Origin of the sequence: Streptomyces sp. NBC_01428, assembly GCF_036231965.1 — a bacterium.
Classification (GTDB): Bacteria; Actinomycetota; Actinomycetes; order Streptomycetales; family Streptomycetaceae; genus Streptomyces.
In genome coordinates, this window is record NZ_CP109499.1 from 413,021 (window position 1) to 426,047 (window position 13,027).

At 70.1% G+C, this 13,027-nt stretch carries 8 protein-coding genes; 2 read left to right on the forward strand and 6 right to left on the reverse strand.

Annotated elements, in window-relative coordinates; translation table 11 throughout:
• Positions 1–77: 77 nt before the first annotated feature.
• From OG406_RS01630 to OG406_RS01640, 3 genes are all read right to left on the reverse strand, one after another.
• Entirely contained in the window at positions 78–1,529 is a 1,452-nt protein-coding gene (locus tag OG406_RS01630) for an amidase (protein ID WP_164375897.1), read from the reverse strand.
• A 65-nt stretch (positions 1,530–1,594) separates the two neighbouring features.
• Entirely contained in the window at positions 1,595–2,110 is a 516-nt protein-coding gene (locus OG406_RS01635) for a hypothetical protein (protein ID WP_329183445.1), read from the reverse strand.
• Positions 2,111–2,164: 54 nt separating this feature from the next.
• On the reverse strand, positions 2,165–3,217 hold the full coding sequence (locus OG406_RS01640; protein ID WP_329183446.1) for a hypothetical protein: 1,053 nt from the start codon (positions 3,215–3,217) through the stop codon (positions 2,165–2,167).
• 237 nt (positions 3,218–3,454) lie between these two features.
• On the opposite strand from OG406_RS01640, the gene OG406_RS01645 reads away from it, so the two are divergent.
• Both OG406_RS01645 and OG406_RS01650 read left to right on the forward strand, forming a co-directional pair.
• The gene (locus OG406_RS01645; protein WP_329183448.1) at positions 3,455–4,570 is read left to right on the forward strand and encodes a MerR family transcriptional regulator; all 1,116 of its coding nucleotides are present in this window, start codon (positions 3,455–3,457) and stop codon (positions 4,568–4,570) included.
• Between the two features lie 234 nt (positions 4,571–4,804).
• A complete protein-coding gene (locus tag OG406_RS01650) occupies positions 4,805–6,997 on the forward strand; it encodes an MMPL family transporter (RefSeq protein ID WP_329183450.1) in 2,193 nt (730 codons plus the stop codon).
• Between the two features lie 69 nt (positions 6,998–7,066).
• Here the strand turns inward: OG406_RS01650 and OG406_RS01655 are convergent, their stop codons facing one another.
• From OG406_RS01655 to OG406_RS01665, 3 genes are all read right to left on the reverse strand, one after another.
• Positions 7,067–8,224, reverse strand: a complete 1,158-nt coding sequence (locus OG406_RS01655; protein WP_329183452.1) for a N(5)-(carboxyethyl)ornithine synthase — start codon at positions 8,222–8,224, stop codon at positions 7,067–7,069.
• Positions 8,225–8,430: 206 nt separating this feature from the next.
• Positions 8,431–8,718 (reverse strand): STAS domain-containing protein, encoded by a 288-nt coding sequence (locus OG406_RS01660; RefSeq protein WP_266619391.1) that lies wholly within the window; start codon positions 8,716–8,718, stop codon positions 8,431–8,433.
• A complete protein-coding gene (locus OG406_RS01665) occupies positions 8,718–12,887 on the reverse strand; it encodes a SpoIIE family protein phosphatase (protein WP_329183453.1) in 4,170 nt (1,389 codons plus the stop codon). The genes OG406_RS01660 and OG406_RS01665 overlap by 1 nt, the downstream gene beginning before the upstream one ends.
• Between the last annotated feature and the right edge of the window lie 140 nt (positions 12,888–13,027).

A 13,027-nucleotide genomic window follows, 5' to 3' on the forward strand; every position in this document is an offset into this window, starting at 1 on the left:
ACCGGCAGGTGCCGGGTGTGCTCCGGGTTCGCCGTGGCCGGCGAGAACAGGGGGGCGGACACACCCGGCAGCAGGCTCTACTTCGGTGCCTGGAAGCCACCCATGGTGTCTTCGAGCAGTTCCGCCAGCCGCAAGGGCGTGCGGTCCTCCAGCATCGGACCGATGAGCTGAACTCCCACCGGCAGACCGTCGGGAGACAGGCCCGTCGGTACGGCGGTGGCGGGCAGGCCCGGCATGGTGGCGAGACCGGCCCAGACGAGCTGGTCGAAGAACGGGTACGCGACGCCGTCGATGTCGATCCGGCGCCCCATCAGATCGGGGTCGTGGTCATGGGGGAAGGCGGGAGTGGGCGTGATGGGACACACGACGGCGTCGAACTCGGCGAAGAACAGCCGCCAGCCGAGGCGGTGGAGTTCACGACGGCCGTTGACCTCCATCCAGTCGCGGTGGCTGAGCACCATGCCGCGCAACCGCGCCGCGTCGAGACTCCGGTCGTCCGCGCTCAGTCGCGCTGCCCGGGTTTTCAACTGCTCGTACGCTTCGACGGGAAAGCGTGCCACGGAGCCCGAGAACAGCAACTGCGTGTAGAGGACGGCGGCCTCGGTCAGGTCGGGCAGCAGCGGAGTGTGCCGTTCGACGCGGGCACCGGCCGCGACGAGCACGTCGGCAACCCGGTTCACGCCCGCCCGCACGGCTGATCCCGTCGGAAGGAGGGGATGCCGGTCGAGGACCAGGACCCGGAAGTCGCCGAGCCGTTCGTGGCGCGCGGGCGGCAGCGTCGCCCTGTAGGCCACACCCCGCGTCAGAGGATCCGGTCCCGCCATGACATCGAGCAGGAGAGCGAGATCCCGGGCTGAGCGTGCCATCGGACCCACGACGGCGAGGTCGAGTTCGTCCGGCAGCGCCGGTCCGGGCGGCGGGACCATACCGCGCGTCGCCGCCAGCCCGACGGTCGGCTTGTGCGCGTAGACACCGCAGAAGTGCGCGGGGGTGCGCAACGAACCTCCGATGTCGGAACCGATGGACAGCGCGCCGAATCCCGAGGCGAGGGCAGCCGCCGATCCACCGGATGATCCGCCCGGCGTACGAGCGGGATCCCAGGGGTTGTTGGTGGTGCCGTGGATCTCGTTGAAGGTCTGCAGGTCCTGCAGTCCCAGGGGCACGTTGGTCTTGCCGAGCACCACCGCCCCGGCGGCCTTGAGCCGCGACACCTGCACGGCGTCCTCGACCGGCAGGTGGGTCCTGTACTGCGGCATCCCCCACGTCGTCGGCAGACCCGCGATGTCGTAGCACTCCTTGACCGTCACCGGGATGCCGAGCAGCGGACGGTCCTCGCCGCGCGCGCGTGCCTCGTCGGCAGCGCGCGCGGCGAGCCGTGCACGGTCGAAGTCCCGCACACAGATCGCGTTGATCTCCGTGTCGTCCCGCTCGATACGGGCGATCGCCGCGTCGGTCAGTTCCTCCGAGGTCACGTCGCCGGCCCGCATAGCGGCCGCGAGTTCTACGGCTGTCCGTTGGTTCCAGTCCATGACGCGGGAACGTACCTTTCCCCCGTCGGAGCCACGAAATGCCGCTGTGCGCAACGGAGATGGAGCTATCGGCGTGCCCGGCGGCGTGTCACCGCGACACCCACGGCTCCGGTGCACAGCGCCACGGCCGCCGCGGCCTCGATCCAGAGCAGTCCGCCCGAACCGGTGGCAGCCATCGAACCGTTCTGGGCGCTCGACCCGCCGCTCGTGCCGGCTCCGCCGGATGTCGAGTCGGACCCTCCCGTCGCGGTGCCGGACCCGGTTCCGGGGGATGCCGAGGCCGACACCGACGGGGAGGGTGAGGCGGACGAGCCGCCACCGGTGATCTTCAGGGTGACCGGTGCGGAGTCGTTGCCCGGCTGATCGTCGCGGTTGGGGAAGTCGGTGCGGCCCATGACCTCGACGGAGCCCGGCTTCGGGTGCGCGACCGCCTTCTGGATGCGTACGTAGAAGGTGAGTTGGTCGGTGTCGCCGGCCGGGAAGGTGTCCGAGATCCGGCACTCGTACGTGTGGGTGCCCTTGATCGGCGCGCCGCAGGCGTGGTCGTCGTCCTCGCCGGGGAAGGGGATCTTGGTGATCACCGTGCCCTCGGGCGGGGTGACGCGGTAGACGCCGGAGCCCTGGCCGGGACGGCTTTAGAGGTTCATGGAGCCCGGGCCGCCGTTCTTCACGCCCAGGCTCACCGGCACCGTCCGACCCACCTTGCCGGTCACCTGGCCTCCCAGCGCCTGGTAGTCGGCCCGCTGGGCGGTGGACACCTCGACGAAACCGCCGAAGTCGGGGAAACCGGAGGCGGGGACGGGCGTGAGGCCGAGTTCCGGTCCGCTGCCGGTGACGGTGTAGTCCGCCGGGTCGTCGTACTGCCACGGGTTGCCGCTGCCGAGCGGCCAGGTGAGGTAGCTGATCGTGGCGTACATCAGGTCGTCCGACGCGGTGAAGTGCCACGGCTTGTCGAACGCGTACGCCGTCCCGGGTTCGATCGGGGTGTCGAAGGTGCAGTACGCGGTGGGCTGCGGCATCGGCCGGTAGTGGCAGTTGCTGTACTGCTCGGCGACCTTCAGTCCCTCCTCGCCGAACAGCTTCACGCCGATGCCCCGGGGCGCGGCCAGCGGGCCGGTGTTGGCGATGGCCGGGGTGATGTCGAAGTTTCCGCCGGGGGCGACGCCGGTGACCTTCTTCTCGCGCTGGGTGAGCAGTTTGGGGCCGCCGATGATGGTGTGCGTGGTGGCGGTGGCCGTGCCCGCGTCGCTGGAGACGGCGGTGTAGTGGATGTCGCCGGAGGCGCCGGCCTTCACACCTTTGGCGCCCTTGATGTAGAAGGGCTGGACGCTGGTCAGGCCGTCGATCGAGGTGTACGTGCAGGTGTAGACGTACCCGGAGCGCGAGCAGGCACCGCCGTCGCCCGTGATGAGGGCCTTGCCCTCCAGTTCGGTGGCGTCGATGGTCAGCTTGACGTTCTTGGCCAGCGGCTCGGTGCCGTCGGGGGCGCTCAGGTTCAGGTCGAGCCGGAACAGATCACCGTCACCGGGTGGACCCTCGCCGTACTGGTAGGTGTAGTACGTCTCCTGAGCGTCGATCGTCAGCTTCGTGTCGGCGGCGTTCGCCGTGGCGGGCAGCGCCGCCACACCGAGTCCGGCCGCTCCGGCCAGCAGTGCTGTCAGCCGACTCCATCGCCGTATCCGTCCCATGCCCCACACCCGTCCCACCCGCGTCATCCGGAACGCACACACGTGTCGTTCGGATGGCTGGACTCCCCGCGCGAGGGGATGGTTGCGCTCCGGATCGTTGCGATTTCACGACTGCCCGCCGCCTCGGGCTCCTCGTTCACCGACGAGCCCGTACGCACGACCGACGGGACGCCGCACCGGAACCGCCCGCGCGGGGCCATTGACCCTCACGTGGCGTCATGCCGCACAGTCGGTGGTGTGGAGGAGCATCTGACGGTGGGGCGGGTGGCGGAACTGGCCGGCGTGAGCGTCCGCACGCTGCATCACTATGACGAGATCGGCCTCGTACGGCCGTCGGTGCGGACCGGGGTCGGGTATCGGGCCTACGCGGCGGACGACGTGGAGCGGCTGCGGGAGGTGCTGGCCTACCGGCGGCTGGGCTTCGGGCTGCGCGAGATCGCGGATCTGGTCGACGACCCGGCCGTCGACGCGGTCGCGCACCTGCGCCGGCTGCGCGGCCTGCTGGCGCAGCAGCGCGACCGCGCTGTCGCGATGGTGACGGCGATCGACCGGGAACTGGAGGCGCGAGCGATGGGGATCAGGACGACACCGGAGGAGCAACTCACCATTTTCGGAGCGGAGTTGTACGACGCCATCGGGTCGGCGTACCCGGTGACGCGGCGAACCGAACCGCGGATCGCCGCCCGGGTCTGGGACGCCCTCGGGGACGCCCGCACCGTGCTGAACGTCGGCGCCGGCACCGGCTCGTACGAGCCCCCCGACCGCGACGTCGTCGCGGTGGAGCCGTCGGCGGTCATGCGGTCCCAGCGCCCCGCCGACGCGGCGCCGTGCGTGGCCGCCGCGGCGGAGAGCCTCCCGTTCGAGGACCAGTCGTTCGACGCGGCGATGGCCTTCAGCACCGTGCATCACTGGCGGGACCCCATCGCCGGCCTGCGGGAGATGCGGCGCGTGGCCCGCCGCGTGGTGGTGTTCACGTACGACGCCGGTGACACCGGCCGGCGGGCGACGTTCTGGCTCACCCGCGACTACCTGCCCGAGTTCGCCGACCTCCTCGTCGACTGGCCCTCGCTGGCCGACCTGACCCGTGCCATCGGCGGCCGCGCGGAGCCGGTGCTCGTACCGTGGGACTGCGCCGACGGCTTCTTCGAGGCCCACTGGCGGCGGCCCGAGGCCTACTTGGACGAACCCGTGCGCCGCGCGGTGTCGGTGTGGACCCGGGTGGGGCCGGAGGCGGAACGGCGGGCGGTGGACGGACTCCGCGACGACCTCTCCTCGGGCCGGTGGGCCGAGCGCAACCGCGACCTCGTCGCCCTCGACGCGGCAGAACTCGGCCTCCGCCTCCTCGTGGCCTGATCCGCCACGAATCGAAAGCACCGGGCAGGAGCCCCTCGCACGACCGCACCGTCCTCGACCGACACGAAACGCGCACCGGTCACGGCCCGATGCAGCGAGCGAGGAGCGCGGTCACTACGATCAGAGCCCAAGACAACCATTCGACCGGCTCGATGGGAGAACCGGTCAGGGTCGCCGATGCCGGGGTCCGCTCCCCGGGCTGCGGTGATCTTCCTGCCCAGGAGGACCCCCCGCATGTTTCGACGTATTGGGATCACCGTCGTCCGACATCCCGTCTGGACGATCGTGGCTTGGCTCATCGCGGCAGTGGCGATCGTCGCCTCGGCTCCGGGCCTGCCTTCGAACAGTGACGAGAGCAGTTTCCTCCCCAAGAGTTACGAGTCCATCAAAGCGGCGGATCTCCAGGCGAAGGCGTTCCCCGGCGCCTTCACCCCGTCCGCGATCGCGCTGTACCAGCGCACCGACGGCGGCAAGCTCACCGCCGCCGACAAGAAGGACGTCGCCCGGATCACCACCGAGCTGGGTCAGAAGAACATCGACCAGGTGCAGAAGGTCGTCCCCGGCCGGCCGTCCAAGGACGGCAGGTACGACCTCACCCTGGTCCAGATGGACAGCAAGAACGCCGGCCAGCCCAAACAGGCCGACGCGGCCAAGGTGTTGCGGGACGACGTCAAGCAACTGACCAAGGGGACGGACCTCGACGTCAAGCTCGGCGGCTCCGCCGCGCAGGCGCTCGACCAACAGGACTCGTCCAAGCGCGGCCAGGCCCTGATCGGGATCGGTACCTTCCTGATCATCCTGGTGACCATGCTGATCATCTTCAGGGCGCCGATCCTCGCGGTTCTCCCCCTGATCCTGATCGGCGTGGTGGCCGCCATCGCCAACGGGCTGATCGCCTACGCCACCAAGCTCTTCGACCTCCAGGCGAACAGTTCGGTGTCCTCGATCCTCATCGTCGTGCTGTTCGGCGTGGGCACGGACTACTTCCTGTTCCTGATGTTCCGTTACCGCGAACGCCTGCGGGCCGGGGACGAGTCGAAGGAGGCGATGATCAACGCGGTGGGCCGGGTCGGTGAGGCCATCGCCTCGGCGGCCGGCGCCGTCATCATCGCCTTCCTGGCACTGGTGCTGTCCACGCTGGGATTCCTCAAGCAGATGGGCCCGGCGCTCGCCATCTCCGTCGCCGTCACCCTGGTCGCGGGCCTGACCCTGGTCCCGGCCGTGGTGTCGCTCATCGGGCCGAAGGTCTTCTGGCCCTCGAAGTCCTGGCAACAGGAGCCGGAGAACGCCCGGTTCGCCGCCCTCGGCCGCGGTGTACAGCGCCGTCCGGCACTGACCGCGGCACTCTCCGGGCTCGTCCTGGTCGCCCTGTCGCTGGGCGTGTTCGGGTACAACGCCACGTTCGACCTGGCATCGGGCTCCATGCCCAAGACCAAGGAGTCCATGGTCGTCCAGGACGAGATGCAGAAGGCGTACTCGGCGGGCGCCGCCGCGCCCACCGACGTCTACCTGTCGAGCACCGACGGCAAGCCGCTGGACAAGGCCGCCTTCCCCGCGTACGAGAAGAGTCTCGGCGCGGTGGACGGCGTCGCGAGCGCGAGCATGACCCAGGTGAACAAGGCGGGCACGACCGCCGACTTCACGGTCACCCTCAAGTATGAGGCGTCGACGGACCAGGCGATCGACACGGTGGGCAGCGTGCGGGACGTCGCGCATGCCGACGCACCCGAGGGCACCGAGGCCCTCGTCGGTGGCATGTCCTCCATCTACAAGGACATCGACACGGCGGTCAACCACGACTACCGGACGGTCTTCCCCGTCGCCGCGATCCTCATCATGATCATCCTGGGACTCCTGCTGCGCAGTGTGGTCGCCCCCTTGTACCTGATGGCCTCGGTGGGCCTCGGGTTCGGCGCGACCCTCGGTGCGACCGTGTGGATCTTCCAGGAAGGGCAGGGGCACTCGGGCCTGATGTTCATGCTGCCCGTGATCATGTACCTGTTCGTGGTCGCCATCGGTACGGACTACAACATCCTCATGATCGCCCGGCTCCGCGAGGAGGCCCGCGAGGGCCGGGATCCGCGTGAGGCGGCCGGCATGGCGCTGAGGCACGCCGGTCCGACCGTGGCCGCGGCGGGCTTCATCCTCGCGGCGACCTTCGCCACGATGATGCTGGCGGGCAACGCGCTGCTCACGGAGATGGGATTCGCGGTCTCGTTCGGCATCGCGATCGCCGCCTTCGTGATGGCGATGTTCTTCACGCCGAGCCTCACCGCCCTGATCGGTCACGCGGCATGGTGGCCGGGGCACGCGGACCGGGCCCAGGTGGAGGCGACCGGAACCGGAACGGAGCCCGTCGGCCCCGGACCGTTCGCCGACGAGGACCGGGACGTCCTCGCCGACGATCCCTCGGGACGCCGCGGGTAGCACCCGTGGAACCGGCTGCTGCCGGGCCGGCGACCTCCGGCCCGGCAGCAGCCCACCGTTTCTCTCGGCTCAGTGGACCGCGGATGCCTCGCGCGCGTGGGGGTACTCGGCGGGCCGGTGCTGGAAGGAGAGGATCTTCGGGTTCTGGACGACGCCCTCGCGGATCTCGATGGCCTTTCTCAGCGTGACGTCCGCGTCCCAGCCGGCGGGACCGCTCATGACCTTGCGCAGATAGGGAAGCAGCGCCTCGCTGATCTCCCAGGTGGCGGAGTTCCACAGGTGCGACGGACTGTGGTCCACCGCGTAGTAGTGGCAGCCCGGACCCACCGTGTGCATGGGTTCGCCGAAGGTGGTGGGGCGGGCCCAGGCGAAGCCCATGCCCTCGTCGCAGGCGACGTCGATGAAGAAGGTCTCCGGGCGGAACACGGCGAGTTCCTCGTCGGTGACGAACATGAGGGGCGCGTCGGTGTCCTGCAGGACGCAGTTGACGATGACGTCGAACCCGGCCAGGTACTCCGCCAGCGGCACGGACCCGTTCGCGGTGACGGCCTCCAGCCGTGACGGATCGTCCTCCCGCTCCGCGAAGTGGCCCATCACGACCGAGGGCATCGGCGAAGCGACCGCCGCGGCGGCACGCTGCGTGAGCACCGTGACGTCGGAGATGCCCATGGCGCCCAGGCCCGTGACCGCCCCGCGCGCCGTGGCGCCGAAGCTGATGACCACCGCACGCAGCCGACGCCCGTAGCTGCCGGTCAGGCCGCCGAGCTGGAGGGCGTGCAGCACCGAGCAGTAGCCGGCGAGTTCATTGTTCTTGTGGAACACGTGGACGCTGAAGGCGCCCTTGGACGTCCAGTGGTTCATGGCTTCCCAGGCGATGAAGGTCAGCCGTCGGTCGATCCCGATCTGCGTCATCTTCTCGTCCTGGACGCAGTGCGGCCATCCCCACAGCACCTGGCCCTCGCGCAGCTCGGCGACATCCTCGTGCATGGGCTTGGGCAGCAGCAGGACGTCACACTCGGCGAGCAGTTGCTCACGGGTGCGCAGACCTGCCACGAGTGGTCGCAGGGCGTCGTCGGCGACGCCGAACCGTTGGCCGTAGCCCTGTTCGAGGAAGATCCTCTCGCGTATGTCCGGAGCGATCCGGTCGAGGTGGCGGGGGTGCAGCGGCAGACGGAACTCGTTCTCCTTGCGGGAGGAGGCGAGTACTCCGAGACTCATCAGGCTCATGTGGGGCGGCTCATCTCCGACCGGACGCGAGTGCTCCGGCCATTGCCGTTCCCCGAGGGCGACGCCGAAACGGATGACGGCGTGCGAGGTGCGCTCGGTACCGCCACCGTACTCCCGTCCAGGCGCCTCCCCACGCCTGTGTTCGTCGTCCTCCGAGGTCCGGGCGCCCCTCACCGGACGGCGCGGCCCGCCGCGGCCCCGTGCGGCTACCTGGTGTGGACGGTGGTCAGGTCGGTGAGGCCCGAGATGGTCAGGACGGGTTCCAGGAGCGGGTTGGTGACCAGTTCGAGGCGGTCGGCGTGGGGGAAGAGCACGCTGAGTCCGGCGCTGTCGAGGTATTCGACACCGGTGAGGTCGAGTACGAGAGGTCCGGTCATGTCCGTGAGGGCGTCGGCCAGTTCCTCTGTGTTGCTCATGTCGATCTCGCCGACGGCGGTCAGCAGCGCGGTGCCGTCGGCCCGTCGCCCGCGCGTGAGGGTCAGGGAAGTGGTCATCAGGCGATCCTCGTGTGCATGTCGACGGTGGTGCCGGACGGGCCGGGGGTGATGGTCACCTGTTGCATCAGGGCGCGCATCAGCCTCATCCCGCGACCGCGATGGGTGTTGAGTTCCGGCTGCGGCGCTTTCCAGCGACCGGTGTCGGCGATGGTCAGGCGCAGGTTGTCGACGAACGCCTCGGCTCGGATGTGGATGGCGTCACCGGGGGCGTCGCGGTGACCGTGCTCGATGGCGTTCGCACACGCCTCGCCCGCTGCGACCAGGACGTTCTGCACGGTGCTCGGCGGCAGATCGCACTGGTCGAGCCAGCTGCGGAGTGTCTTGCGGACGGGGGCGAGCTGGGAGGACTCCGCGGGGAAGGACATCTCCAGCGGGGCGGGGTGGCGGTAGAGCAGCAGGGCGACGTCGTCGTCGTAGCCGTCGACGGGAGCAAGGCGGGACATGACGTCGGTGGCGAGCTCGTCGACCGCGGTCCCCCGGCCGTCCTGGAGGGCTTCGCTGGCCTCGTCGATACCCACGCTGAGCGGACGGCGACGCCGTTCGACCAGTCCGTCGGTGTACAGCAGCAGGGTGGACCGGGCCGGTATGGTGCAGGCGCCCTCGGGCCGCTCCTTGCCGGGGCGGACCGCCAGGGGCAGCGAGCGTCCGTCCTCGAGGAGTCGGGTGGTGCCCTCGGGATGGACCAGGATGCCGGGCGGGTGGCCGGCGCTGGAGTACGTCAGCTGGCCGGAGTCGGTGTCGAGGACGCCGCAGAAGACCGTGGTGCAGGCCGCGCCCGGAACGCCGGCGGCGAACTGGTCCAGGGCCATCAGTGTCCGGGCGGGGCTTGCGTCCTGGAGCATCAGGGCCCGGCAGGCGCTGCGCAGTTGGCCCATGACGCTGGCGGCTTCGAGCCCCCGGCCGACGCAGTCACCGACGACGATGCCGATCCGCCCGTCGGGCAGGGTGACCGTGTCGTACCAGTCGCCGCCCACCTCCAGGGGCTGGGTGGCGGGCTCGTAGCGGACGGCGAATCCGTCGGGGAGCCGTGCCGGGCCGAGGATGGCGCGCTGCAGGGCGATGGCGGTCTCACGCTGCTGGTCGATCTGGTGGGCCCGCTGCAGGCCTTGGGCGAGGTGGCCGGCCAGGAGGGACAGCAACAGTTGGTCCTCTCCGGTGAAGGGCCGGTTCTCGCCGAGGTCGATCCACAGCGCCAGGGGGCCGTTCGGGAACTCCAGGAGTATCCCCGCCCCGGTGCGGTCGGCCACCGGCGTGAGAATCGGCCCCTGGCGCAGGGCGTCGAGCCGTTCGCGGCGCTCGGAGGGCAGTCCGGGCCAGGTGGGCGACGCGCTCGTCGAGGTCAGCGTGGGTTCGTCGCCGTGGTCGAAGACCGCTGCCACGACGGACCGGGCGCGCCACAGCTTCTTGAGTTCGTCCAGTGCTCCGTTAAGAGCCTCGGGGAGGCTGGTGGCCCGGGACAGGCAGGTGCCCAGGGCTGCCAGGGCGCTTTCACGCTGGATGGCGTAGTGCTCGGCGGTGACGTCGCGGAAGGTGCCGACGGTGACGCGTCGGCCGGTGTCGGGATCGTCGACCTGGTTGAAGGTGGCCGTGGCCCACAGCCGGCGTCCGTCCCGGTGGGTGATGGGGATGGTGTAGGAGCCCTTGGTGTTGCCGAGCAGCAGCGCGAAGGCGTCGCTGACCTGCTGATACGCCGCGGAGTCGGTGGTGGCGTCGGGCCACCAGGGGTGCACCGGCCGGTACGGCAGGCCCTCGGGCCCGTAGCCGAGGATGTCGGTGAACGCCGCGTTGATCTCGATGACGGCGCCTTCCTCGTCGCAGACGAAGAAAGCCTCCTGGAGGGAGTCCACCAGTGCGGTGCGCCAGCGGGCGTGGTGGCTGCGCAGCCGTGCCAGTTCGATGTTCGCCCGCACCCGGGCGAGGAGTTCGGCGGCCGCGAACGGCTTCACGAGGTAGTCGTCGGCACCGGCCTGGAGTCCCTCGATGGACGCTTCCTGTCCGGCCCGCGCGGACAGCAGCAGCACCGGGAGGGAGGCGGTCCGCGGGTCGGAGCGCAGTGCCGCGACCAGGGCGAGACCGTCCAGGTGGGGCATCATCACATCGCTGACGACCAGGTCGAAGGCCTTCGTCCGTATCGCCGCCAGGGCCTGCCGGCCGTCGTCGACCGTGCTGACCTGGTACCCGGCGCCGCGCAGCAGCCGGTTGAGGTATTCGCGCATGTCGGCGTTGTCGTCGGCGACCAGGACGTGCGCGGGGAACGCGGCTCCGGTTCCGGCACCGTCAGCTCCGCCGTCGGTGGCGCTCGCGACCTCGACGGGCGTCGTCCCGGTCTGTTCGCCGGGAAGCCAGCGCAGGGCCTCCTGTACGAAGGGGTCGGTCGCCGTGGAGGCCGAGCCGATGGCCGGCTCCGGATGAACCGCCTCGTCGGGCAGGTGTGCGGAACCGAACGGCAGCCGGATGGTGAAGCCGGTGCCCCGTCCCTCGGCGGACGCTGCGGCGATGTCGCCGCCGTGCAGTCCGACGAGTTCCTTCACCAGGGCCAGGCCGATGCCACTGCCTTCGTTGGAGCGGGAACGGGCGTTCTCGATCCGGTGGAACCGCTCGAACAGCCGGGGCATCTCCGCCGCGGCGACACCGATGCCGGTGTCGTCGACCGTCACGACGGCCCTGCCGTCCTCGGCACCCACGGTGACGCGTATCGAGCCCTCGAAGGTGAACTTCAGCGCGTTGCTGAGCAGGTTGAGGACGACCTTCTCCCACATGCCCCGGTCGACGAAGACCGGTTCGGGCAGCGGGACGCAGTCGACCTGGAAATCCAGGCCCGCTCTGTCGACGGCGGAACGGAACACGCTGGCGAGTTCGCCGGTGACGGCGGCCAGGTCCACCGGCTCGTAGCGCGCCTGCATCCGGCCGGCCTCGATGCGGGAGAAGTCCAGCAGCGTGTTCACCAGCTTGCCCAGGCGCAGCCCGTTGCGGTGGATGACGTCCAGTTCCTCACGCACGCCCGTGTCCGCGTCGGCGAGCTTGTCGCGCAACTCGTCCACGGGCCCCATGATGAGCGTCAGCGGTGTGCGGAACTCGTGGCTGATGTTGGAGAAGAACGTCGTCTTCGCCCGGTCCAGCTCCGCGAGTTCCTCCGCGCGCCGCTGCTGCGCCTGGTAGCTGCGGGCGCTGGCGACTCCGGTGGCGACATGACCGGCGACGAGTTCGACGAAGCCGCGGTACCCGTCGTCGAGGGCCCGGTAGCGATTCAGACCGACGACCATGAATCCGTACGGGGAGCCGCCCTGCTGCTTCAGCGGCACGACCAGGGCCTGGACGGGCGGTTGAGGCCACTCCCCCGCCGGCACATCCGCGAAGGGGGCTCCGTCCAAGGGGACGAGCACCGACTCTCCGAGGGCCGCGGCGGCCGTCGGCCACACCGTCTCGGAGCCCGGCGGCAGAACCTCCACGGCGGCGGGGTGCCCCCTCTCGACCCCGGTGACCGCGGCCAGGGCGGCGCTGCCGTCGTCCTGGAAGAGGTAGGTCAGCGTGAAGGGCAGATCGTGCGGGTTGAGGCGCAGTTGCCGACGGGCGAAGTCGAGCATCTCCTGTTCGGTACGCACCACACTGGGGTCGGAGCCGAGATCGCGGAGCGTGGTCATCCGGCGTTCGCCGATGACCCGCTCGGTCTCCTCGCTGACCACGCAGAGCATCCCGACGACCTGGTCCGCGTCGTCGCGCAGCGGGCTGTAGGAGAAGGTGTGGTAGCTCTCCTCCGAGTACCCCGAGCGTTCGACGAAGAGCAGCAGCGCCTGGTCCCAGGTCGCTTCGCCGGTGGCGAGGACGGTGTGGATACGGGGGCCGATGTCGTCCCAGATCTCCGCCCAGACCTCGCTCGCCGGCCGTCCCAGGGCCCACGGGTACTTGCGGCCCAGGGTGTCGCGCCGGTACGCGTCGTTGCAGAAGAACGTGAGTTCCGGCCCCCAGGCCATCCACATCGAGAACTTCGACGACAGCAGGATGCTCACGGCGGTCTTCAGGCTCTGCGGCCAGCTTTCCGGGTCACCGAGTGGGGTGGTCCCCACCCAGTCCACCAGCGCCAGGTCCTGGCCGACCGTCGCGTCCGCGGCGAACACACCGGCGCCTGCCGCCGCCGTTTCCGGCACGGCATCCTCGGAACGCGTCACTGCCCACCCCTTCGTTCACGACAGGCCGATGCCCGAGGGCAGTCTGTCGGTGTCCATTGTGCGGTCGCCTCCGCGCGCAGTGGACACCATAACGAGGAGAATCCACCCGACCGACGGGCACCCGGGGGAAGCTCGTTGAC